Annotated in this window: 28 protein-coding genes; 10 read left to right on the forward strand and 18 right to left on the reverse strand. The window is 39.6% G+C overall.

Features of this window, described 5'->3' with window-relative positions; all coding sequences use genetic code 11:
* Window positions 1-76: 76 nt before the first annotated feature.
* The 3 genes from Q4575_RS06015 to Q4575_RS06025 are packed head-to-tail and all read left to right on the forward strand — an operon-like array spanning window position 77 to window position 2444.
* The gene (locus tag Q4575_RS06015; RefSeq protein ID WP_303521702.1) at window positions 77-1501 is read left to right on the forward strand and encodes a DNA-3-methyladenine glycosylase 2 family protein; all 1425 of its coding nucleotides are present in this window, start codon (window positions 77-79) and stop codon (window positions 1499-1501) included.
* Window positions 1498-2034 (forward strand): methylated-DNA--[protein]-cysteine S-methyltransferase, encoded by a 537-nt coding sequence (locus tag Q4575_RS06020; RefSeq protein ID WP_303521703.1) that lies wholly within the window; start codon window positions 1498-1500, stop codon window positions 2032-2034. Before Q4575_RS06015 ends, Q4575_RS06020 begins: the two co-directional genes overlap by 4 nt.
* A gap of 32 nt (window positions 2035-2066) precedes the next feature.
* Complete coding sequence (locus Q4575_RS06025; RefSeq protein ID WP_303521704.1) at window positions 2067-2444, forward strand: DUF1801 domain-containing protein; 378 nt, start codon at window positions 2067-2069, stop codon at window positions 2442-2444.
* Window positions 2445-2470: 26 nt separating this feature from the next.
* Here Q4575_RS06025 and Q4575_RS06030 read toward each other — a convergent pair whose 3' ends face one another.
* The 9 genes from Q4575_RS06030 to Q4575_RS06070 form a co-directional block, all read right to left on the reverse strand.
* Window positions 2471-2905 (reverse strand): BLUF domain-containing protein, encoded by a 435-nt coding sequence (locus Q4575_RS06030; protein WP_303521705.1) that lies wholly within the window; start codon window positions 2903-2905, stop codon window positions 2471-2473.
* Between the two features lie 289 nt (window positions 2906-3194).
* Window positions 3195-3614, reverse strand: a complete 420-nt coding sequence (locus tag Q4575_RS06035; protein WP_303521706.1) for a DUF1801 domain-containing protein — start codon at window positions 3612-3614, stop codon at window positions 3195-3197.
* Between the two features lie 92 nt (window positions 3615-3706).
* Window positions 3707-4048 carry a PBPRA1643 family SWIM/SEC-C metal-binding motif protein gene (locus Q4575_RS06040; protein ID WP_303521707.1) on the reverse strand — a complete coding sequence of 114 codons (342 nt, stop codon included), beginning with the start codon at window positions 4046-4048 and terminating at the stop codon, window positions 3707-3709.
* Window positions 4049-4460: 412 nt separating this feature from the next.
* Window positions 4461-4802, reverse strand: a complete 342-nt coding sequence (locus Q4575_RS06045) for a Fis family transcriptional regulator (RefSeq protein WP_272181177.1) — start codon at window positions 4800-4802, stop codon at window positions 4461-4463.
* A 258-nt stretch (window positions 4803-5060) separates the two neighbouring features.
* A complete protein-coding gene (locus Q4575_RS06050) occupies window positions 5061-5363 on the reverse strand; it encodes a putative quinol monooxygenase (protein WP_252736806.1) in 303 nt (100 codons plus the stop codon).
* A 33-nt stretch (window positions 5364-5396) separates the two neighbouring features.
* Window positions 5397-5771 (reverse strand): DUF1304 domain-containing protein, encoded by a 375-nt coding sequence (locus Q4575_RS06055; protein ID WP_303521708.1) that lies wholly within the window; start codon window positions 5769-5771, stop codon window positions 5397-5399.
* A gap of 233 nt (window positions 5772-6004) precedes the next feature.
* The gene (locus Q4575_RS06060) at window positions 6005-6436 is read right to left on the reverse strand and encodes a GNAT family N-acetyltransferase (protein ID WP_303521709.1); all 432 of its coding nucleotides are present in this window, start codon (window positions 6434-6436) and stop codon (window positions 6005-6007) included.
* A 41-nt stretch (window positions 6437-6477) separates the two neighbouring features.
* Complete coding sequence (locus Q4575_RS06065) at window positions 6478-6879, reverse strand: hypothetical protein (protein WP_303521711.1); 402 nt, start codon at window positions 6877-6879, stop codon at window positions 6478-6480.
* Window positions 6880-6923: 44 nt separating this feature from the next.
* Complete coding sequence (locus Q4575_RS06070) at window positions 6924-7439, reverse strand: hypothetical protein (RefSeq protein WP_215964518.1); 516 nt, start codon at window positions 7437-7439, stop codon at window positions 6924-6926.
* A 173-nt stretch (window positions 7440-7612) separates the two neighbouring features.
* Between Q4575_RS06070 and Q4575_RS06075 the strand changes: the two genes are divergently transcribed.
* Window positions 7613-8296 (forward strand): tRNA (adenine(22)-N(1))-methyltransferase TrmK, encoded by a 684-nt coding sequence (locus Q4575_RS06075; RefSeq protein ID WP_252736808.1) that lies wholly within the window; start codon window positions 7613-7615, stop codon window positions 8294-8296.
* 74 nt (window positions 8297-8370) lie between these two features.
* Here the strand turns inward: Q4575_RS06075 and Q4575_RS06080 are convergent, their stop codons facing one another.
* Window positions 8371-8829 (reverse strand): hypothetical protein, encoded by a 459-nt coding sequence (locus Q4575_RS06080; RefSeq protein WP_215964516.1) that lies wholly within the window; start codon window positions 8827-8829, stop codon window positions 8371-8373.
* 328 nt (window positions 8830-9157) lie between these two features.
* Here Q4575_RS06080 and Q4575_RS06085 point away from each other — a divergent pair, with 328 nt between their 5' ends.
* Entirely contained in the window at window positions 9158-10552 is a 1395-nt protein-coding gene (locus tag Q4575_RS06085) for a M20/M25/M40 family metallo-hydrolase (RefSeq protein ID WP_303521712.1), read from the forward strand.
* Between the two features lie 114 nt (window positions 10553-10666).
* On the opposite strand, the gene Q4575_RS06090 is transcribed toward Q4575_RS06085, so the two are convergent.
* Window positions 10667-11077, reverse strand: a complete 411-nt coding sequence (locus Q4575_RS06090; protein ID WP_215964514.1) for a VOC family protein — start codon at window positions 11075-11077, stop codon at window positions 10667-10669.
* 178 nt (window positions 11078-11255) lie between these two features.
* Between Q4575_RS06090 and Q4575_RS06095 the strand changes: the two genes are divergently transcribed.
* Window positions 11256-12689 carry a nucleoside hydrolase-like domain-containing protein gene (locus Q4575_RS06095; RefSeq protein ID WP_215964513.1) on the forward strand — a complete coding sequence of 478 codons (1434 nt, stop codon included), beginning with the start codon at window positions 11256-11258 and terminating at the stop codon, window positions 12687-12689.
* 74 nt (window positions 12690-12763) lie between these two features.
* Here the strand turns inward: Q4575_RS06095 and Q4575_RS06100 are convergent, their stop codons facing one another.
* From Q4575_RS06100 to Q4575_RS06125, 6 genes are all read right to left on the reverse strand, one after another.
* Window positions 12764-13465 carry a hypothetical protein gene (locus Q4575_RS06100; protein WP_303521713.1) on the reverse strand — a complete coding sequence of 234 codons (702 nt, stop codon included), beginning with the start codon at window positions 13463-13465 and terminating at the stop codon, window positions 12764-12766.
* Window positions 13466-13557: 92 nt separating this feature from the next.
* The gene (locus tag Q4575_RS06105; protein ID WP_303521714.1) at window positions 13558-14598 is read right to left on the reverse strand and encodes a serine hydrolase; all 1041 of its coding nucleotides are present in this window, start codon (window positions 14596-14598) and stop codon (window positions 13558-13560) included.
* A 69-nt stretch (window positions 14599-14667) separates the two neighbouring features.
* Window positions 14668-14934 (reverse strand): hypothetical protein, encoded by a 267-nt coding sequence (locus Q4575_RS06110; RefSeq protein WP_215964510.1) that lies wholly within the window; start codon window positions 14932-14934, stop codon window positions 14668-14670.
* 140 nt (window positions 14935-15074) lie between these two features.
* Entirely contained in the window at window positions 15075-15677 is a 603-nt protein-coding gene (locus tag Q4575_RS06115; protein ID WP_215964621.1) for a DNA-binding response regulator, read from the reverse strand.
* Window positions 15678-15682: 5 nt separating this feature from the next.
* A complete protein-coding gene (locus Q4575_RS06120; RefSeq protein ID WP_303521715.1) occupies window positions 15683-16834 on the reverse strand; it encodes a sensor histidine kinase in 1152 nt (383 codons plus the stop codon).
* 159 nt (window positions 16835-16993) lie between these two features.
* Window positions 16994-17686, reverse strand: a complete 693-nt coding sequence (locus tag Q4575_RS06125) for a tetratricopeptide repeat protein (RefSeq protein WP_215964508.1) — start codon at window positions 17684-17686, stop codon at window positions 16994-16996.
* Window positions 17687-17892: 206 nt separating this feature from the next.
* Between Q4575_RS06125 and Q4575_RS06130 the strand changes: the two genes are divergently transcribed.
* The 4 genes from Q4575_RS06130 to Q4575_RS06145 all read left to right on the forward strand — a co-directional run bounded on the left by Q4575_RS06130 (window position 17893) and on the right by Q4575_RS06145 (window position 20903).
* The gene (locus Q4575_RS06130) at window positions 17893-18105 is read left to right on the forward strand and encodes a hypothetical protein (protein WP_215964507.1); all 213 of its coding nucleotides are present in this window, start codon (window positions 17893-17895) and stop codon (window positions 18103-18105) included.
* A gap of 94 nt (window positions 18106-18199) precedes the next feature.
* Window positions 18200-20017 (forward strand): PAS domain-containing sensor histidine kinase, encoded by a 1818-nt coding sequence (locus tag Q4575_RS06135; RefSeq protein ID WP_303521717.1) that lies wholly within the window; start codon window positions 18200-18202, stop codon window positions 20015-20017.
* 9 nt (window positions 20018-20026) lie between these two features.
* A complete protein-coding gene (locus Q4575_RS06140) occupies window positions 20027-20398 on the forward strand; it encodes a VOC family protein (protein WP_303521718.1) in 372 nt (123 codons plus the stop codon).
* Between the two features lie 85 nt (window positions 20399-20483).
* Window positions 20484-20903, forward strand: a complete 420-nt coding sequence (locus Q4575_RS06145) for an ACT domain-containing protein (RefSeq protein ID WP_303521719.1) — start codon at window positions 20484-20486, stop codon at window positions 20901-20903.
* A 10-nt stretch (window positions 20904-20913) separates the two neighbouring features.
* Here the strand turns inward: Q4575_RS06145 and ubiA are convergent, their stop codons facing one another.
* Window positions 20914-21801 (reverse strand): 4-hydroxybenzoate octaprenyltransferase, encoded by an 888-nt coding sequence (ubiA, locus tag Q4575_RS06150; RefSeq protein WP_303521720.1) that lies wholly within the window; start codon window positions 21799-21801, stop codon window positions 20914-20916.
* Between the last annotated feature and the right edge of the window lies 1 nt (window position 21802).

Below are 21802 nucleotides of genomic sequence, written 5' to 3' on the forward strand. Positions count from 1 at the left end.
CTGTTCCGAATTCATCTAGTTTTATTGCCGATTTACGTTAGACTTTTGTTTAATTGCTAAAGATGAAGAATAAATTATGGTTCAAATAGACTATCAACAAGCTCGACTTTCTCGAGACGCCCGATTTGACGGTGTATTTTTTACCGCAGTGAAGACGACTGGGATCTTTTGTCGTCCGGTATGTCCAGCCACGCCCCCTAAAGAAGAAAACGTTGAATATTTCGAAACAGCTTCTGAGGCTTTAGTTTCAGGATATCGACCATGTTTACGGTGTCGTCCTGAGTCTGCGCCCTTTTCTCCTGCTTGGTTCGGCACAGCAACAACGGTTAAACGAGCGCTAAATATTATTCACAACGAAGGTTTTCACGATTTAAATTTGACTACTCTTGCTGAGCGTCTAGGTATTACTGATCGATATTTACGAAAGCTGTTCGAGCAACAATTAGGGGTTTCACCAAAAGCTTATATTCAACATCAGCAAATTTTGTTTGCGAAAGCATTATTACATCAAACTCATTTGCCTATACAAGATGTAGCCTTTTCCTGTGGTTTTAATAATGTTAGGCGATTTAACGACGCATTTAAGCGGATCACGACTAAAACACCAACGGAGATCAAAAAACTTCACACAGCAGACGTGCCTATTCGTCTGCAGCTCAATTACCAGCCACCATTTAACTGGCAGCATTGGCGAAGTTTTTGCGAATATAGGCAGATCAATACGGTTGAAACACTTGGGCAAAGTTCCTACGGTAGAACATTCACTTGGCAACAGCCTGATGGTCAGTATGTTAAAGGTTGGTTTAATGCGGTGCATCGGCCAGATAAACATGGATTTAACGTTAGTATTGAACTTGATAACCCGAAATACCTCTATCAAGTCAGTCAGCGCATTCGTGAAATTTTTGACTTAGATGCCAACGTCGCGCTCATTGAACAGTCACTGCGCAGTGCGGGTTTACCCGATCATCATATTATTTCGGGGTTACGCATTCCTAAATGTTGGGATGCATTTGAGGCGGGGATCCGAGCTATTTTTGGCCAACAAGTTTCGGTAAAAGCAGCGACAAACCTATTGAATACGTTAGTGGAGCAGTTAGGTGACAGAAAGTGGGTGGCGTTGCCCGCTAATCACATAAACAATGATGATAAACCCCATGAACGGATCTGGTTTCCAACACCAGAGCAAGTCGCTAAATCTGATTTGGCCTTTTTAAAGATCCCAGGTGCTCGAAAACAGACCATTTTAAATTTGGCTAACCATTTTGTTGCAACAAAAGGAACAGGTGCTGAAAATGATATTGATCAATGGTTAGCATTAAAAGGCATTGGACCTTGGACTGTTGAGTATGCAAAATTACGCGGTGAGGGTCACCCGGACATCTGGCTTGATACCGATTTAGGTATTAAAAAGGCATTGGATATTTTCCCAAGCATTAATGTCGAGCATGCAAAGCCTTGGCGTTCATATATGACATTTACTATGTGGGGAATGTTATGAAAATAGATCCGTATAATAAAGAGCAAGGCACGCAATTAACACGCTGGCTGACCACACCACTGGGGCCACTAGAAATTAGAGTTGTTAATTTCACCTCTAAACCCGCTGTTTATAAGTCGATTGTCTTTGTAAAAGAGTCTGATTTGGTTGATGTCGAAAATTCCGATGAACACCCATTATTAGATTTAGCCTTCACTCAATTAACTGAGTACTTTGCTCACCGTAGAACCGAGTTTAATGACTTACTTTGTCATTTAAGTGACTTTGGTACTGAGTTTCAACGTCAAGTTTGGCAGGGCCTTACTCAAATCCCCTATGGCGAAACCTGTTCCTATGGGGATCTGGCTAAAGTTTTAAATAACCCTAGGGCTGTAAGGGCGGTTGGGGCTGCAAATGGTAAAAATCCGTTAGCGGTTGTTGTGCCCTGCCATCGAGTAATTGGGGCTAATGGCACACTTACTGGTTATGCTGGTGGATTAGATAAAAAACAATGGCTATTAATATTTGAACAACAGCAGATCCCACTGCTATAACCGACACAACGTTTTTCAATTAAGGAGTTTGTATGCAATATGACGTAAATACACCTGAACACTATGTTGCTGCATTAGAAGATGACTGGCGAAAAGAAAAGTTGTTATTACTGCAACAGAAAATACTCGAAATGGCCCCAGAAACAGAACTTTCTATTAACTACAAAATGCTGTGTTTTAAAATTAATGACATTGTAATGTGTCATTTAAATGCCCAGAAAAATACGGTTAGTCTATATGTTGGAAATATTTCAAAAGTGGATCCCACAGGTCAGTTATTAAAAGGGTATAATTTAGGAAAAGGTTGTATCCGTTTGAGTAAAACCAAATCAATAACAAATGAAAACTTTACGTCGTTTTTAACAAAAATGGTGACGATGGGCCGATCTGGAATTGATTTGTCATGTTAGTTGCGGGTAACTTGAATAAGCCAAAATTACGTTAAATTGATGTAGTCTTTTATGGTTTGTACAAACAACCAACCATCCATTTTACATTGGGCATCAAACATTTTTTTGATGGTGATTATATGATCAAAGTCTATCTTTTGATTTTCATTTAGATTAAATAAATCCAGTGTCCAATCTTCATAGGTCCGAACCCCAATAGGGGCATCAACAACTACTTTTAAATTGGTATGTCTTGTGTCGGCATACAACTTATCCATAAGTAATGATAACTTGTCGTGCTCACCTTCAATTAGCTGTAAAAAGCGCTGATTATGATAAAAAAGTGCACCGTAAATTTTGTGTTCTTCGTTAAAACGATTTGCACTAGTAATAATATCCTTTAACGTTTTATCAATAATAGCCACGTCTGATGTAAGCTCAGAAACGTAAACTATTACACGTAAGTTTTCGTTATTTTTCATTGTGTTATGACATATTGGTTATTTAATTATTCTTTTTTCACACACATTCTAATTGTCTACTCATTAAGTTAACCGATGTTTGAACATTGGCTAATCATTACTGTTTTATTAGACATATAAAATATTTATGACCGTATTAATTTCAATCCATGGGCGGCTTATGGCCTAAAAGTCGCCAAACAGTGCGACTCAAAATAAAACAGGTAACCTACAGTGTAGAACAGAAATAAGGAAATGTTCTAGCGCGGTAATTTTTAACCAAATTAAATCATTAAATAAGACCGTATAATTATGCACCTAGCAATTTGAGGTGTTTAATCTTTTTGTACCGCAATGCCATAGATAGACAATGCGCAAGAGCTGGATTGTCGTTAATTGCGTCAATATCAATTTGGCTTATTTTAAACACAAGAGCTCGGTTACCTTGGTATACAAAAGTCTCACCGTAGATTTCTTTAAAGGTTTCAATTAAGGTTGTTTTGCAGTTGAAGTATAGGCAATATTCGTCGGGATGTTTGGCTTTCCAATCGAACCTGATTGTACTTCCAATTGGCGATATATAGCTGGGTTCGCCCCATTTTAAGGTTTCTTCCAACTTATCAATGCCGTCTTGCTCTGCTACTTGGTAAATAAGTGTTCTTATCCGTAATAATGCGGCGGCAATATCGTCGGGATAGGTTTCAAACTTTTTCTGAACACTTAATTCCATAGGTAATCAGTCTTTTCAATTTAGCTGCGCACAAGGTCGCAACATACTGTTTTGTGTTATATAAAATAATACGGAATGAATTCAGAAGCGAATTAACCACAACATTTTTTATATTTTTGCCCACTGCCACATACGCAAGGATCATTGCGACCGGGTAGTTTATCTACTTTAACTGTTTCAGCTTTATTTAATAGCGTTGTTAGCTCAGCGATGGATTCTACAGCGCCCTCACTTAAATCTACCGTGATATCAACATACATTTGGGCTTCTGTAGCAAGTTTAGTTACTTCGGCTTTACGCGTCTCTGAGGTGACGATTAATTGCAGAGGTGATTTTTTGCTACCAGGCTTGTTATATAGTTTACCTTCGTAACCGTATTTTATGTGTTTTTGGCGAGCATCTTGGCGGCCTTTAAAAAAGAACTTATCTGACATGTTGTAACCTAAACTGTTTGAAATTAAAAAACGGCAACCATTTTTGATGGTGGGGCATATTTGGTCGGTACCAAAAACGCGCGCAGTTTATCATACAGCCCAGTTGATTACTTATCGTTGTGTGATAAATCGCCATGAATTTGTTTTTAGTTTGTTTTAACTGCAACGAGTCTTAAAAAACCATTGCGTGATCAACCATATTACGGTCATTGATATAAACTAAAACAATTTCGGCAACAAACTCGCCTTGAGCTTTGAGCAAAACGGCTTCCATATTACCGCTGCGGAATCGAGGGGGCTTAAAACAGCGAGTTGTTCTCGTTGTAACCAACCCCCTTTTTTGCTTGGAATTTTTTGCAAACATACTCTATTGAGGTGTATTTGACGTAAAAAATAAAAACCGAAGAGCGATTTAACTCAATCTAAGTTGCCAATTTCCACCATGCTGTTGCTCGCAATTTTCTTCGGTATCAAAAATAATTTTTTTAATAGGGTCTTTGATCGCAATGCCGGTTTTTGACAGTTTGTCTTGTATTAATGAAATGATTTTCGAGTCGTTATTTGTTGTTCTAAACAGCGTTAAACTTTGGTTAGTATCAAATACGATGGCAATTTTTAGGCTATTTGGAAAATTAGAAAAATTGGCTAAGTGTGTAACCCATTTAAAACCTGAATAATCTTTTAACTTTGTTTCACATATGTCATTCAGCACCAGCGTAATTTGTTTGTCTAATTTTTTGTCTGTCTTTCGCATAGATGGATCTACTTGTTATTTGGGTGGTTCGAACATGAGTTGAAGGTTGTGAATTAAAATTCTAAACACCAGTTCTTTAAATTCATTTTAAGTAACTGGGTAATTTTTTGAATTACAAAGTCCAGTTTGAAAATTTAAATTTCTCTTGTACTGGGCATTCCAATTTTCTTTCTAATACTTGTTTATGTACTGCAATTATATTTCACAATCGGTGCGTCTTATTACTATATTGGGTGTCGCCCATTTTTAATCTTGAAGTCAGTGAGTAATCTTATAATGTCGCTCAACCCGTGTGGTAACTTTGCCCCATTTCGAAGATTTTACTCGATTTTGATGATATTCAAATGCATGTTCGTCAACAAATTCCTCGTAGACATGCAGTTTGTTCGGGTTTTGTTGATCATGTATTACTTCAAATATTAAGCACCCAGGTTCGCCGAGTGTTAATTTTATGTGCAAATCCAATTCTGAATTCACTTCCTTTAAATCTGCGTCTGGAATTATTATATAGCCCTGCAATATCACTTTTTTAAGCATTTCATCATCACTTGAAAAGGCCATGTTGGCCTTGTTTTTTTCTAATATTAAGTAAAATTAAAGTCCTAAATAATTAAACAGTACAAATATTATCGTAATTAACGAAGGTACACTTTGCACAAATAGGATCTTTTTTGACGATGTTATTGCGCCAAAAATACCGGCGACAAAAATACAGGATAAGAAAAACAATTGAATTTGCAGGCCAAAAAACGGATCTTGATGCACTAAGCCCCATATTAACCCTGCCGCTAAAAAGCCATTGTACAAACCTTGATTGGCAGCTAATACCTTAGTGGCGGCTGCAAAATCTTTTTTAAATCCAAATGCTCTTAGCCCCGGTGGTTTATCCCAAAACCACATTTCGATAACTAATATGTAAATATGAAGCACGGCCATGAACAGCACGAGTATGTTTGCAGCAATATCCAAAATTATTTCCTACTTTTTGTGATTAAGCGATAACCCTTAAGACGAAGGGGAAGTTGTTTGAGGGTTTTCAATATGGCAATAATATATAGCCAAAAACCAAATAAGACACGCTAACATGCCTAACTTTTGGATGATTGGCAATAAAGAATACAAGGTATCTGTGTCGTAAAAGGTTGCATTTAACAATGGTAAATTGCCGGATATGAGACGTTAAAATAATTAAACGTTTAACGTCATGTCTTTTTGTACACGTCTGGTTGGTGCAATTCCATAAACGAATGTGGCGAATGTAATTCGGTAAAACCAAACTGTTTATATAACTCGTGGGCGTCTCGAGTTGCTAACGCCATTCGACGTAATCCTTGTAACTCAGGGTGTTTAACCACTTCTTCCATTAGCCATTTACTTAGACCAATGCCTCGGTGATGCTCTAATACAAAAACGTCGGCTAAATACGCGAACGTTGCACGGTCTGTTATCATTCTAGCGAAGGCGATTTGCTCACCTGAATCAGTAAAAATACCAAAACACACAGAGTTGTTAATCGCTTTTTCCATCGTTTCAATCGGAATGTCTTTCGCCCAATAAGATTGAGATATATAACCATGAATGGCATTGAGGTCCATATCCTTTAAGTTATTACTTACCCAGTAACCGGTAACCATTTTAGTTCTCCTTGCGGTGTTTGATGACGCTAGTTGTTTGCCTAGTTGAGAGCAACGACTAAAACACAAATTAGTAAAATGGTCGAAACCGGGGCCCATAATGCTCGTTCTTTTTTACTCGGGGTCATGGTATTTGCAACACAACTTAATAAACATAAAGCGACGACCACCCAAATAGCATAGTCTGGAAAGACCATATGAAAAAAACCAAAGTTTACATCGTTAACTAGTCCCGAATGAGAGAATACAACTTCAGCCATTAATAAAAGCAGTATGATTTGCATCACCGCTGCGATGCGTATTTTAACAGGTAAACGTCCAGGGAATTTTCCACCCATCGCCATTTCTCCCCACGGGGCACCAAATATTAATGCAAACTGGAAAAGCACAACGACGGCGATAAAAATGCCAAATATATAGGTTGAAATAATGGGGAATGTCACGGTTAACGCATCCTTTTGTTTGTAAATCGTGAACTCACATTGTGTTATTGCAGAAACTTTTGCGCTTCGTTTACTTCGCAGTATTCAATTGGCGTTGGTTGATTATTTCTGTCAACTACCCAGCACTCGTCATAGATTGAACAATAACAAAGCTCAATTTGAATTGACTCATCGGCCATTTTAAATTCTTTTGCATGTTCGCCATTGTACACAAGCGGACTTATTGTATTTTGAGGTGATAAGGTACGGTTGCTTATATGCGACTGCACAAAGCTTTTAAATTGTGGGATTTCTTGCCAGTACTTTATATATGTGGTGCCGTTTAATACTTTGGCATCATGTATTAACGCGGGTCCAGTGCCATTATTTTTTATCGTGTAACTGAAGGAATCATGGTTGTGACTTCTGAATATTTCCAATCTTGGCCATACCGAGGCTCTAGAATATTCCCGGTCAATATAAGCAGAATAAATAGATGTGAAAGCGGTTACTAGGCCAATTAGAAGCGCCGATAATGCCACTATCATCTCAGGGTTTTTATACCACTTTTGTTGGTCCATGTTTACGATTCCTAGGTCGGTATATCATTCATTATCTTAACGCTTTTGCCATTATTGGCAATTTTAGTTAAAACGACAAGTTTAATACTAAGTCGAGTTCCTGATGGTTACTTGTCGGCGTTGCCCAATCCCCTATACAATGCGGGCAGTCGAATAGCTAAATGGACCATTTTTTGAAACTCAGTAAAAGATTAAAGCAAATAGAACAGATGGTGTCTTCTAGATATGCTCATATTTGGGACTGTTGCTGTGATCATGGCTATTTAGGTGCCGCTTTATTAGATCGTAATTTGGGTTCGACAATACATTTTGTCGATATCGTGCCGACGCTAATGACTGAGGTAGAAACTAAACTACAACGTCATTACCCACTTCAAAGCGCATTGTGGAAAACACATTGCTTGGATGTTGCAAAGTTGCCTATAGGGGATTTTAACGGTCAACAGTTAGTCATTATCGCAGGTGTGGGTGGCGATTTAATGATTGAATTTATTGAAGCGCTACACAAAAAACAGCAAGAACATAAAAACCTGAAACTCGACTTTTTATTGTGTCCCGTACATCATCAATTTTCTTTACGTCAAAAATTAATCGAGCTTGGTTTCAGTTTAAACGATGAAGTTTTAGTCGAAGACAATAAACGTTTTTATGAAATCCTTCATGTTTCTCTCGCAAGCGATATTCAGCATGATATCAGTCCTGTCGGCGATAGTATTTGGCAGGGGGAGTCCGCAGAACAAGAGAAGGTTGCCCAAAGGTATCTACATAAAACGCTTAGCCATTATCAGCGTATTCAAAAGGGGAACAACAAGGCACAGCACATCATAGATGCGTATAACCAGATTAACCTTAAATAGAAACAGCATTTAAAACCCACCTTAAGTCGAGGAATAGAAAACTTAAGAATTATAGGTTTATTGACATTTCTGACTTAGCGATACCAACTTTTTGGATCAGATTGAAAATCCGATGCTACGAGTCGATTTAAGTAGGTAAAGTCACATTTATCTTTTATTTCTGAGTACACTTCCGCAAATGATGGTTTCGCTAAATGTAATTTTATTCCCTGAGACCAAGAGGTCCATGTATGTTTAGAAATACGCCCTTTGGCCCTTAAATAGACTTGTTCGTTGCTCAAATCAAGGTAATTATAAATGAGCTCACGTACCTGGTTTCTATCACTTTCTTCAACCGGTTCACCAATTAGCACACTTACGGGCAGTTCCATTGATAACGAGCGGTACTGTTGATCTAAACTATCTTCGAATGTCGCTTGCGCTTGCTCTTTACCGACTTTAATTTGCCACGCACCAAAACCAACGCCAAGCGCCGTAACCAACGAACCTACAGCGGTAGCCGCAGAGCTGACAACACCCCAATCAATTATCACAATTATTGTTCCTTATGCCGATTTAGTCCAAAACAGGCCACGCTATATTTTTATTACACGTAAAAATTGGTTCTACTTTAGCGAAGCGAAGGCAATAATCCAAAGAGTTTGTCACACACCTGACAATTGTTAATGGTTCACCGCTTGTTGGCGTTCCCTTTTAGACAACCAAAATGGCCGTGCCAACCAAGCCCGATAGATAACCCCGAAACAATAAGTGCAATGATTCGAGTTTTACAATGGTTATGTATGTGAAAAACGACACGCTATCGTTTTTGTATAAACGGGTATATGCTAGTTGTTCATTTAGGATATGTATAAGTTAATTATGAAAAAATTGTTAGGAATTTTTGTGCTACTTAGCGCTACGTTTTCGGTTTTGAGTGTCCCTAATGCGGATTCAAACCATGCTAAAAAAGCCCTGGAAATATATCAAACGATAATAGAAATCCCAACCGTAGCGGGTCGCGGTAATGTTCCTAAAATGGCTAAATATTTGGCAAGTGAATTTACTGCAGCAGGCTTTGCAGCAAAAGACATTCAAATTATTCCCAAGGGGGAAACAGCTTCGTTAATTGTACGTTACAGAGGCGATGGTTCTTCGGGTAAAAAACCCATCTTACTTATTGGGCACATGGACGTTGTTGAAGCATTAGCTAAAGACTGGGAGCGCCCACCGTTTAAATTAACCCAAGATGATAACTATTTTTATGGTCGCGGTACCATTGATAACAAATACGGTATTACTATGTTATCAGCGACCTTTATTCGGCTAAAAAATGAAGGTTTTATACCAAATCGTGACTTGATAATTGCCTTTTCTGGTGACGAAGAAACCGGCATGACAACTACTCAAATGTTAGCGAACGACATGCCAGAACTGGCAGAAGCTGAGTTTGCGCTTAACTCGGACGCAGGAGGCGGAGACTTGAGTGCAGACGGAAAGCCTGTTGCCTATTTGGTTCAAGCCGCAGAAAAAACCTACGCCACGTTCGAACTTACTATTCGTAATGCTGGTGGCCATAGCTCGCGACCTAAAATGGATAATGCGATTTATGATCTCGCAGATGCGATTACTAAAATTCAGGGATACCATTTTCCTGTTCAATATAGTGAAATGACCCGTGATTTTTTTCGGATATCAGGACAAAAGCTAGGGGGAGAGTTGGGTCAAGCAATGATGCAATTTGCCAATAACCCCAATAATAAAGCGGCATCAGACCGGTTGGAAATCGAACCGTCTTATGTCGGTTCTACCCGTACCACATGTGTGCCTACGATGTTAAAAGCGGGACATGCAGAAAATGCCCTGCCTCAATCAGCAATGGTTACCGTAAACTGCCGGATATTCCCTGGGACAACGGTGGCGCAGGTGCAAAAGCAACTCAAACAAGCGATTAACAATGACGCAGTTGAGTTTGTCGTGACTGGCTCACCAGTTGAAAGCCCAATTTCAGAACCAAGAGCAGATGTGATGGCGGCGATTAGTAAGGCAGTTCATAGTCGCTATCCAAAAGTAGATATAGTTGTTTATATGGAGTCTGGTGGCACCGACGGCATGCATTTTCGTAAAGCTGGGATCCCAACTTGGGCGATGTCTAGCGCGTTTATGAATCCAGATGACATGTTCGCTCACGGATTAAATGAGCGTTTACCGATTAAAGCATTTTACGGTGGTTTAGATCATTGGACAATTATACTCAAAGCGCTAACGGGTAAATAATAGAGCATTTTCTGTCGCCTTGTTTAAGTATTAATTAAAGCATTTGATACAGGACTTAAACAAGGTGGCGATTAAACGGGTATGTAAAATCCATGTTGCTACTCCTTAACTGTGTCAGAGTGTTGGAATAACCAGTTGTAACAAGTCCCATTTGTTGCCATACAAGTCTTGAAAAACAACTACCGTACCATACTCTTCAACACGGGGTTCTTCGTCAAATACCACGCCATTTGCTTTCATCAATTCGTAGTCGTACCAAAAGTTATTGGTTTGTAGGAATAGAAATACCCTCCCCCCAGTTTGATTACCAACCGCTTTATTTTGCGCCTCACTGCTCGCTTCCGCTAACAGTAAGTTAGTGCCATTTGAGTTTGGCGGGGATACCAAAACCCAGCGTTTGCCATCGCCTAAGTCGGTGTCGGCGACTAACGTAAATTGCAATTTTGACGTATAAAACTCAATTGCTTCATCGTAGTTTTCTACGACCAGAGATATTGCCCCAATATGTTGCACTGACTTTGACATGAAATCCTTAATTACTAACAGGGTTGAATGTATGTTTGACGGCTAAATTGATTTAGCAATTTTACCAAATTAAATAAATATAAAAGTAATAATACGTAATAAATAAAAAACCGTAATAGACCAATAGTGCATAGGAGGTTTAATTTATCCCCATTGTAATTGGCTGTGGGTTTAATCGATGAGATATTTATTCCTTTTAATAATGATATGTTTAACCGTGACACTTAATCTTGGTTACGCTCAAGATTATGAAAAACATAGAGTGATCATTTTAACAGACATAGAAGCAGATCCTGACGATACGCAGTCATTAGTCCGGCTGTTTTTGTACGCCAATGAAATCGACATTAAAGGGATTGTCGCAACAACGTCTGTTTGGCACAAAAACTCGGTTGAACCGGAGTCGATTGTTAAGGTGATTAATGCTTATAGTGAAGTTCAGCCTAATTTAGTCAATCATCAATCAGGTTACCCAAGTGGCAAAGCACTTTTGCAGCTGGTTAAATCTGGTTTGCCTCTTTACGGTATGAAGGGGGTTGGAGATGGTCATGATTCTCAAGGCTCAGATTTGATCATTGCGGAGCTTGAAAAAAATGATAAACGTCCGCTATGGATATCAACCTGGGGAGGCGTAAATACCCTTGCTCAGGCGTTGTATAAAATACGCAAAACCAAACCCGCTCATGAAGCCAAGGCGCTGATTGCTAAAATTAGGGTTTATACCATTTCTGACCAAGACGATAGCGGGATTTGGATCAGAAACAATTTCCCTAATTTATTTTATATTGTGAGCCCAGGTGATGACTATGGTAGCGCAACATGGACAGGCATTAATTCAGTTATCGACGGTATAGATAACAGCACAATAAGTAATAAGTGGTTTGCTACTAACATTCAGCAAGGTCACGGTCCTTTAGGCGCTCGATATCCAGATGTGGCTTGGGGCGTGGAAGGCGATACACCGGCTTTTTTATCTTTAATCCCGAATGGGTTAAATCATGCAGAAAAACCGAACTGGGGAGGCTGGGGGGGACGATATGAACTCTATATCCCAGACTTTTCAAAAACTAAGGAAGGGGGATCGGATGTGATTATCGCCCCTGAAACCCGGGCAATTTGGACCAATGCCACAGATACGTTTACCCCTTATGTGGCGGGAGAATATGGCCGGGCAACCATCCCCGGTAAGCGTAGTTTTGAAGGTTATAAAGAAACGCTATGGCGCTGGCGAGATGATTTGCAAAATGATTTTGCGGCACGAATGGATTGGACAACTCAAAGTTATCAACAAGCGAATCACGCACCAATAGCGGTATTAAAAAGCTCAGATCGTATGACCGTAAAGTCTGGACAAAGTTTGGCATTGGATGCCAGTGATTCCTACGATCCAGATGGTGATAACTTGAGCTTTATTTGGTTTGACTACCCAGAAGCGGGCACTTATAAAAAAACGGTTTCTACCGGTGCTGCCAATAATGCGCATGCGATCTACATAACAGCGCCAGAAGTAACCGAAACAAAAACGGTACATATTATTTTAAAAGTGTCTGATAAGGGTACGCCAGCTTTGTCGAGTTATAAACGGATTGTTATCACAGTTGAACCTAAATAGACCTGCAACAAAAAACAGAGGTTACTTGTGCTGATATTCAGTAACGAGCAACCTCTTGGTATTTGTTTTTTCAATTAATTGTTGATAGTTGGTACGGTTAACAAATAGTTGTTAACGCCTTTAGCGACGTCTAATAGCGATTTGGCGACCGCTTCTAATTCCGCCTTTTTTATTGTTTCCGAAAAGTTAACATCGTCTTTTTGTTTTACTGCAACAAAATCTTGAGTACTCACAACAGACTTGGTAATTACGCCAGAGCGAACATCGAGCAATACGGCTTCTACAGAGCAATAAGCTTTGGTTTCGTTCGGGTCCATAAATCGATATTTATTATAGGAATTACATGAGCTTCTATAAGCCAGTAGTAAGTCGGCTTGGAACCTTGCTGCCGCTTCTCTTAAAGAGGGAACCGTTCTTTTATCAGGAACTAACATGGCCGGTAAAAACGAAGCGTCATATACCCGAGGAGACGAACGTAGCTCAGAAATAAACCCGTCAATTAAAGATGTCGTAAGGGTCGTAAAGTCGTTAGAGTAAAATTGCCACTGATTGTCTCGACTTAATTTCAAAATCGCGATTCTATTTTTGGCTGGTAGCTTTACTTGGTAATAAAGTAATTCGTTTATCTTTTGGTCGTTTTCACCTAATAACGAGTCACTGGTAATGCCTTTTGTGTTTGTATTACCCTGATAATAACTGCTAGGCCGGTCTTTAGAAGCCACGCTAGAACAAGCGCCAATAAATATTGATAAGGAAATAATTAAAATTCGGTACATCGATAATCCTTCACTATGGTCAGTAAGTACGACTCGAAAGTCGCTTTGTTGTTTTAAGTTTGTCGAACAGCAAGCTCGTTTTTATACGCTTGTTAATTAGCGTGCTGGTTTCTTAAAATTTTCACTATACGGCTGTATAAAATTTGCGACAAATTCCAGTCGTAGCCATTAAAGTCTGTGGTATTAATCACTTGGACAACTATGGTGTCAATGTCTTTGTGATACTCTGCTAAACTTTGATAGCCGGGAATTAACCCGCCATGTTCATAGACATAAATAGAAGAGTAGATTTCTTTTTCACCCTCTTTAAATACCGAGCCATCATTTAACGCACGCAGAAAAATACCGACATCTTCTACCGTGGCTAACATCGACCCGTAGTCGTTTGCTTTAATATCTTGCTCAACACCAACATAATAACCCCCCATAACGTCATCAATATCAACTTCGCTTAACGAGCTGAACGTATTTGTAAGCCCAAGAGGTATTAAAATTTCTTCTTTGATAAATTGGTGATGGCTGTAACCCACCACTTTTTTTATAAGTTCTGCCAATAATAAGTAGTTGGTATTTGAATATTCGTAACTCGAACCTGGGGCAAATGTCGCGGGTAAATCAAGTGCAAGGGCGAGCTTTTCATCGCTGGTATCCGGAGGTGCATCCCAATAAGCCGGTGTGTCGGTATAATTTGGAATGCCGCTGCGATGCTGAACCATTAATCGTAACGTTATTTTGTCGGCGTTTTCTATTCGGCCAACCAGTTCTGGAAAATAGTCAGCCAGGGTTTTATCCAGTGACAAGCGGTTGGCGTTGACGAGTTTTGCCGTCGCGACTGAAACGTACAATTTGCTGATGCTGGCGATTTTGAATAAGGCGTTTGGATCTGCAGGAATTTTATTGTTTCGGTCTTTCCACCCTGCGGTATACCACGCTGGTGGCTCCCCCGCTTTATCGACATAAACAACCATGCCATCAAAGTCGTAGTTTATCGCCTCGATGACTTGCTCTTGAACAGTGTCTGGTAGTGGTATCAACCAGGCTTTGACTAAAATCCAAGGGACAAAAAACATTGACGTAAAGGTACCGACAAATAATACAATTCTTACAATTAACGTCGTTCTTGTTATCTTCATGATGTTTCCTGTTTTACCAACTGGGGCCTTGAATGTTCTTGTTTGACCGTTTTATTTGTTCGAGGTGATTTAAAACAAAAACAATAAAACTGCGATCCCAAGGGCCATGATCCCATAATAGTTCAGTCCACTATTCCATCGAGACAACAATAAAAAATAGCAGAACAAACAACATCCTAAAACAATGCTTGTGAGTAAAAGCCAAAAAAATGATGCACCTGCAAACAGGGAAATGATGAACATAGGGATGAGATAAACTAAAGTGGGTGCGATTGGTTCATCTAATTGATTGTGGAGCTTTAGGGCTGCGACAATAAGTAACGCTTTTATAATCATGGTTCCATCCTTTCTACATAGATTCCTGTGGGCCAATAAAATCAGCTAAGCCCTACTTTAACGGGACTTGGATCACAAACCAACTTTTTATTACGATAATCAGATTGAACGTCTTACCCAGTTTAAGGGTTTCAAATGGGCTAAATCCAGCCCTTTTGTTTTGCAATTCTTGCAGCGTCAACTCTATTTGCGGCATTTAGTTTTGAAATGGCTTCTGATAAATAATTGCGCACCGTACCTTCTGATAAAAATAGCGCCTGGGCGATCTCTGCAGTTTTTAATCCGTCCCCTGCTAATTTGATAGCTTTGCGTTCTTTTTCAGTTAACGGATCGTTATCGTCAAGTGCCATAAGTGCCAGTTCGGGGTCGATAACTCGTTGTCCTTTTTGGACTTTACCAATTGCGTTTACTAAGTATTCAGTAGGTGATTCTTTTAAAATAAATGCTTTAACACCTAACGCCATCGCACGTTTTATATAACCCGATTTGGAAAAAGTCGTCATGATTAATACCCCAATTTTAGGGTGTTTATCGTGTATCTCTTCAGCAAGCTCAAGGCCAGACATTACCGGCATTTCAATGTCACTGAGCACATAATCGACATTAAGTTGTTCTAACATTTGCAGTGCTACAGCGCCATTTTCGGCCTGACCAACAACCTCAATGTTGTCTTCTAAACCTAACAAGCTGCAAATTGCGCCGCGCACCAATGCTTGGTCTTCAACAACTAAGACTTTTACCACCTGGCTCATATTGTTTGTTCCTCTAGGCCGAGTGGAATAACAATTCGCAATTTAACCCCACCATTTTGCTGGATATCAATGGTGCCACCATGCTCTGCAACTCTAGATTTCATGCCGTCTATGCCATTGCCCGGTGTTAATGTTGAGGTTTTTCCGTTGTCCCCAATATTAAGCTCTATAGAGTCAGAGGTATTTGTTATTGAAATTGAAACTCGATCACCTTTACTGTGGCGTAATATATTCGTGATCCATTCGGTGCATAACATGATCACGGTCGACTCGACTTTTGGCGGCAAGGTGGTGACTTCAATAAATGTTTGGGTTTCAAAATTCATATGTTGTAGTTGTTTCGTGAGTTTTTCTAGCGAGCCGTTTAGCCCTCGCTGTTTTAATCCAGTTACGGCATAACGAACCTCTGTAAGGGTTTGCCTCGCAAGTTCTGCCACTTCGGTTATTTCTTTTTTTGCTGCGTCAAATTGCGCTCTGTGTGCCAGCTTTTCAGCGAGTTCGGACTTTAATGCCAATGACGAAAGTGAATGCCCGAGTAAGTCGTGCATATCACGGGCAATTCGTTCCCGCTCAGCGATGGCCGCAAGTTGTTCAATTTGCTGATTCTTTTTATTTTGCAAACAGGCGTTTAAATATTCTTTTTGACTAAACACCCCATATACAAAAAGACTTGTGGATACGGCTATCGATGGTCCCAAATAATAAGGGCTAAGTAAGTCAAAGGCATAAGCTGACGCAAATTGGCATCCAAGGTTGCATAGTAAAAGTGTGAATGAACCTCTGAATTGAAAATAGTATCCCGCAAAAAATGCCGCATAGCCAAATAACGCATTGGTACCAGGCTGCACAGACGCGCCAACAGCAGATAAAAGAATAATAGCCAAGATAGGACGAATTACCGCTATACCGGTTAAGCGAGTAGCTTGGAAAAACAACACAATAAATACAGCGTAAATGAAAAACGATATGGCAACTTCATTTGTGGAAAAGTGTTCAAATTGGGCGACTAAATTGAAAAAATAGAACACCGAAAAAACAAGTGAAAAATAACTCCACTTAGCCGCACCTGTCGCGGCAATCGGACTTACCGAAAAAGCGGCAGCGCTGCCTGTTGGCGTAAGTATTGTTTCTGAACTGTTTTGAGTCATGTTTTTTCCTATTTTTTCCGACACTTAGTGTCGACCACTATGGTCACTATGGTCAATGTTAAAATGAAATTAGCCGGTAATATTGGTTGAGCGTGTTACTAATATTAAGTGATGGGCGATACAAGAAGTGGTGTCGCCCTCACGATTTCTGCATGATGATTATTGTGCAGCGAGTAACATTTTCGCCCAGCCATAATCAGGATTAATGGTTAGAGCCTGTTCCCAATCATTTTTGGCTTTTTCTACGTCACCTTGTTGCATCGAAATCAATCCGCGCCAAGTGTACGTTTCTGCCTGGCCCCAGTGATAATCAGAGTATTGGTCTTCTGAATACGCCGTTATCGCTTGATCAAATGCTTGGTAAGCTGCTTCTGTACTGCCCCCAAAAACACCCGGCGTATTAAATTTGCTTATCCCCTTAACTAATAACACTCTTGGGTTATTTGGTTGTATGGTTTCAGCAGATGAAAGCGTTGAATTTGATTTTGGACCGTAATACATACCTTTGATTGGGTCTAACGCAATTTTGTATCCGTAAACCTGAGCAAGTAAGGCTTTGATTTCTACATTATCTGGTGACGATTCATCTAGTTTTTCAAGTAATTCCATAGCTTGGTCGATAGACTCTTTAGCAACGGGAGTTTGGCCCTTTAAATTAGCGCTTAAAGCAATTCGATAATATGCTAAAGCAAGGTCATAACCGGATAAATCCGCCGCGATTGTTTTGAGTTGCGTAATGTCCAATACACCTGCAGCTTGCTCGATGCGGTCTATTTCAGCTTGTCCAGCAAGTGCACTACCAGAGATTGCGATTGTCATTGATAAAGTAAGTAATTTAGATTTAATGTTCATGTCAGTTCTCCTGTTTGTTTGACGGGATAAGTATTCGTTATTCGATGAAATGATTGTAGAGAGGTTTGTCACCAATTTGATGTGACAAATGTCATGACATTTGACGTTGTACGGTATTTATTGAACCGTATTGTTGAAATTATTTTATGAACTTATTGATCCTTTCGTTACTCTTTGAGGTAGAAATATAAAAGGAGATAGAGTTAATGAAACACTTTAGAAACGCATTAGTAGTTATTGTTGCCTTATCGGCAGTGGCTTGTACAAATAAATCTATGTATCAGTTTGGTAAAAATTATCAAAAAAACGAGTGTATTAAAGAAGCGAAAACAGCGTGGCAGTTAGAAGAGTGCGATAAACTCGAAACGGTGCCCTTTGAAGATTATCAGAAGCAAAAAAAGGAAGTTGAGCAAGACTAATCTGTCGCAATAGTTTGTTTTTGAATCAAAAGTGATTTGAACAAATAAACAAGCAGGGCTAATCTAAGACGAGAAGACACAGTTAGGAGTTCCAGTGGACGACAAACATTTACAGGACCAATTGGATTTTATCCGGCTGATTTCACATGATGCCACAGCGTCCTTTACTAAAATGGAAGATTTTCCGCGGGCAATTGAGTGCCTAAGTGAAATATTAAATGCATCTTTTGTCATGTTAACTACTGTTTTTAAAGACGAACACAATCTTGAATATCAGTTTAAAAGTCACCTTTATGCTACGGGTAAGCCCAATAATTCAGACAAGCACCTATTTGTTAAGTATCGCTTTAGTGATTGCCCACCGCAGTTGGAAGATTGGTTGCAAAATGACATTGAGCAGGTAATGGACAAACAATATGTGCTCTCTTGTCTATTGCCTGATCATTTAACTAATATTTTTCGGGGAGACTCAGAGCAGATATTTGTAATCCCTTTTGTTTCTCAAGGTGATATTGTTGGCTTATTAAGCTATGTCGCGCCAAAAACAGCACAGTTTAAAGAAACCTTTAGTTCCGCTTATTATGTTTTAAAGTCGATATTGGGCGGGAGTTATCGTTTATCAAAAGCGGAAATTCAACTGCAAACTTACCAAACCGTACTTGATTTGATGCCACAGCGGGTGTTTTGGAAAAACCGTGATTCGATGTATTTAGGTTGTAACGAAGCGTTTTCTAAAGACGCATCTTTACCAAACCCAGCCTCGATTATTGGCGTTACAGATCACGATATATTCCCCGAACAAGCGGAATTATATCGCTCTGATGATGCAGTAACAATGTCAACACGAGAACACCTTTTGTGTTCAGAAGAGCCACAAACCCATAAAAATGGCAAAACAATTTGGTTAAGAACATCAAAACGTCCAATTGTTACTGATGAAAATGTTGTTGTTGGATTAGTCGGGACTTACGATGACATTACCCAACTAAAAACAATACAACATGAACTTGGTGTCGCTAAAAACGAATTAGAACAAAGAGTTAAAGACCGTACAACGGAATTAACCGAATCCCATAAAAAACTTGAAGTGGTCATTGAGGAGCTAAAAGCAACTCAAGATCATTTAGTTGAAACCGAAAAAATGGCCGCGTTAGGCAATCTCGTTGCAGGTGTTGCTCATGAAATCAACACCCCACTGGGTATCGCAGTAACTGGGGCGAGTCATTTAGGGGTTTTGGCTAAAGAACTGAAACAAAATGTGCTCGGTGGCAACCTTAGTAAAAAGGTATTTACCAGTAACTGCGACGAAATTGAGATGAGTAGCGACTTAATCTTACGAAACCTGGAACGTGCGGCGGATCTGGTTAGAAACTTCAAAATGATAGCCGTTGATCAATCCAGCGATAAACCAGAGAATGTCGTTCTGAGTTCATATTTGCATAATATCGTCGCTGCTCAGGCGCCGAATGCCGAAGAAAAAAATATAAAGATAATATTAACAGGTGATGAAAACCTTTCTGTATCAGTTTATCCGGTTACAACGGCACAAATTATTTCAAGCTTGATAGAAAATGCATTTATACATGGCTTCGAAGGGATAGAGGTCGGGCAAATTAAAATTGGCTATAAACTTCTTAAAGACACCTTAGAATTTACCGTTGAAGACAATGGCCGTGGAATTGATGAAACGCTTCAAACTAAAATATTTGAACCTTTTTATTCAACTTCTGTGAATCATAATAAAGGCTCAGGTTTAGGGCTCAGTATTGTTTATAACCTAGTAACGCAAAAACTGAACGGACAGGTGGTATGCCGCAGCAAACACGATGAATATTGTCGATTTATTGTCACTATGCCTTTATTGTCTGTTGATAACATCGAAAACAAAAATAAACAGCAGGATAATGGATAGGAAACGAATATGAAATTAGGTGCATTTTCAGTGAGTTTGGCGGTAAAAGATTTAGCCAAGTCAAAGATCTTTTATGAAAATTTAGGGTTTACGGTTTTTGGTGGGGTCGAGCATCAAAACTGGCTTATTCTTAAAAACGGGGATCATATCATTGGTTTATTTCAAGGCATGTTTGAAAGTAACATCATGACTTTCAACCCAGGTTGGGATCAGGATGCTCAAGCCTTAGCCGAATTTGACGATGTGAGGGCAATTCAAAACCATTTACAACAAGCCGGTTGTGAGCTTGACAGTACTGTTGACCCTGACTCAAAGGGGCCTGCTAGTTTCGCGTTAAAGGATCCAGACGGCAATGTTATTTTAATCGACCAACACGTCTAGTGGCTTTAAGACAAGGTCCTATCAAGAGTAACTTTGCGTTAGGTGAACTTAAATATCTAACAAAACAAATAGGACAAATTTAATCATGGCAGGTGAGACCGATTTACATAAACTTATCGCAACGATGGAACCTGAATTACATACAATTGATTATGTATTTAGCCATATTAAAACGGATGATTTGTCGTCCCTCAAGGACCTAAAGCCGATAGGAACGTTTATGGAATCTGAAGGCATGACAGCGATAGTGCCGTTGACGATAGCGCAAGAACATCAAATGTTGATAGAAAGTGTTTTCAGTTGCATTACGTTAAATGTGCATTCAAGTTTAGACGCGGTTGGCCTGACAGCGGCAATAGCAACGGCATTAGGGGAGCAAGGCATAAGTGCAAATGTTGTTGCAGCTTATTACCACGACCACGTATTTGTAAATAAAAACGACGCTGAAAAAGCGCTTAACACCTTACGTTTGTTGAGTAAAAACAGTGCCGACATGACGAACTAAAGAGATAACTTTAGTTCGCTAGTAGAGGCAACAGATTGTATTGACCAATCAGGCCAATAAAGACAACTAATCCAACATAATGATTGGCTAGAAAAGCGCGAAAACACGCATCTCGTTGTTTTTCTCTAGCTTGCCATAGTTGTTGACCAAACAATACGATAACCACAGTCAAGGCAATGTCCATTGGCCATTGCCAACCCAATTGATGATACAACACAGCAAATATTGCAACCGTTAATAACTGACACAATACAATAGCCTGTAGTTCAAAACGGCCAAAAGCGATGGCCGTTGATTTAACGCCAAGTTTGAGATCATCGTCTTTATCTACCATGGCATAATATGTGTCATAGGCCACGGTCCATAACAGGTTCGCCCCATATAGATACCAAACCACCGCAGGAAGTTGCGCCGTTGCGGCCATAAATGCCATTGGTATTGACCAGCTAAAGGCAGCCCCTAATACGACTTGTGGAAAATGAGTGTAACGTTTCATAAACGGATACACAGACGCCAATATCAAGGCTCCAAACGACAATACAATAGTTTCAATATTTAGGGTCAGTACCAGAGCAAAGGCTATCAATAGTAATAAAACGAACAGTTGTAATGCTTCTGTTGCAGTGGCTTCCCCCGCTGGTATAGGTCGTTGTTTTGTGCGCTTTACATGACCATCTATTTCTCGGTCTGCGTAGTCATTGATCACACAGCCCGCCGCCCGCATGACAATCACACCTAAGGTAAAAACAGTAAAAAGGTGCAGACTAGGAACACCTTCTGTTGCTATCCACAGGGCCCAAAACGTCGGCCATAATAATAAATAAATACCGATGGGTTTATCCATCCGCATTAAACGGTGGTACGCAGGGTAATTAGAAAACGTTAGGAGTAATTTCATA

The organism is Psychrosphaera sp. 1_MG-2023 (assembly GCF_030548245.1).
In the GTDB taxonomy this organism is placed as follows: Bacteria; Pseudomonadota; Gammaproteobacteria; order Enterobacterales; family Alteromonadaceae; genus Psychrosphaera; species Psychrosphaera algicola.

What these genes read in the sequence shown, in the direction of transcription:
- Q4575_RS06120 (WP_303521715.1), bottom strand. Translation starts at nt 16,834, where the DNA reads ATGACTCAAAACAGTTCAGAAACAATACTTACGCCAACAGGCAGCGCT.
- Q4575_RS06130 (WP_215964507.1), top strand. Translation starts at nt 17,893, where the DNA reads ATGAAACACTTTAGAAACGCATTAGTAGTTATTGTTGCCTTATCGGCA.
- Q4575_RS06030 (WP_303521705.1), bottom strand. Translation starts at nt 2,905, where the DNA reads ATGAAAAATAACGAAAACTTACGTGTAATAGTTTACGTTTCTGAGCTT.
- Q4575_RS06125 (WP_215964508.1), bottom strand. Translation starts at nt 17,686, where the DNA reads ATGAACATTAAATCTAAATTACTTACTTTATCAATGACAATCGCAATC.
- Q4575_RS06145 (WP_303521719.1), top strand. Translation starts at nt 20,484, where the DNA reads ATGGCAGGTGAGACCGATTTACATAAACTTATCGCAACGATGGAACCT.
- Q4575_RS06100 (WP_303521713.1), bottom strand. Translation starts at nt 13,465, where the DNA reads ATGTACCGAATTTTAATTATTTCCTTATCAATATTTATTGGCGCTTGT.
- Q4575_RS06020 (WP_303521703.1), top strand. Translation starts at nt 1,498, where the DNA reads ATGAAAATAGATCCGTATAATAAAGAGCAAGGCACGCAATTAACACGC.
- Q4575_RS06040 (WP_303521707.1), bottom strand. Translation starts at nt 4,048, where the DNA reads ATGTCAGATAAGTTCTTTTTTAAAGGCCGCCAAGATGCTCGCCAAAAA.
- Q4575_RS06070 (WP_215964518.1), bottom strand. Translation starts at nt 7,439, where the DNA reads ATGGACCAACAAAAGTGGTATAAAAACCCTGAGATGATAGTGGCATTA.
- Q4575_RS06015 (WP_303521702.1), top strand. Translation starts at nt 77, where the DNA reads ATGGTTCAAATAGACTATCAACAAGCTCGACTTTCTCGAGACGCCCGA.
- Q4575_RS06095 (WP_215964513.1), top strand. Translation starts at nt 11,256, where the DNA reads ATGAGATATTTATTCCTTTTAATAATGATATGTTTAACCGTGACACTT.
- Q4575_RS06060 (WP_303521709.1), bottom strand. Translation starts at nt 6,436, where the DNA reads ATGGTTACCGGTTACTGGGTAAGTAATAACTTAAAGGATATGGACCTC.
- Q4575_RS06045 (WP_272181177.1), bottom strand. Translation starts at nt 4,802, where the DNA reads ATGCGAAAGACAGACAAAAAATTAGACAAACAAATTACGCTGGTGCTG.
- Q4575_RS06025 (WP_303521704.1), top strand. Translation starts at nt 2,067, where the DNA reads ATGCAATATGACGTAAATACACCTGAACACTATGTTGCTGCATTAGAA.
- Q4575_RS06035 (WP_303521706.1), bottom strand. Translation starts at nt 3,614, where the DNA reads ATGGAATTAAGTGTTCAGAAAAAGTTTGAAACCTATCCCGACGATATT.
- Q4575_RS06085 (WP_303521712.1), top strand. Translation starts at nt 9,158, where the DNA reads ATGAAAAAATTGTTAGGAATTTTTGTGCTACTTAGCGCTACGTTTTCG.
- Q4575_RS06110 (WP_215964510.1), bottom strand. Translation starts at nt 14,934, where the DNA reads ATGATTATAAAAGCGTTACTTATTGTCGCAGCCCTAAAGCTCCACAAT.
- Q4575_RS06140 (WP_303521718.1), top strand. Translation starts at nt 20,027, where the DNA reads ATGAAATTAGGTGCATTTTCAGTGAGTTTGGCGGTAAAAGATTTAGCC.
- Q4575_RS06105 (WP_303521714.1), bottom strand. Translation starts at nt 14,598, where the DNA reads ATGAAGATAACAAGAACGACGTTAATTGTAAGAATTGTATTATTTGTC.
- ubiA (WP_303521720.1), bottom strand. Translation starts at nt 21,801, where the DNA reads ATGAAATTACTCCTAACGTTTTCTAATTACCCTGCGTACCACCGTTTA.
- Q4575_RS06090 (WP_215964514.1), bottom strand. Translation starts at nt 11,077, where the DNA reads ATGTCAAAGTCAGTGCAACATATTGGGGCAATATCTCTGGTCGTAGAA.
- Q4575_RS06050 (WP_252736806.1), bottom strand. Translation starts at nt 5,363, where the DNA reads ATGGCCTTTTCAAGTGATGATGAAATGCTTAAAAAAGTGATATTGCAG.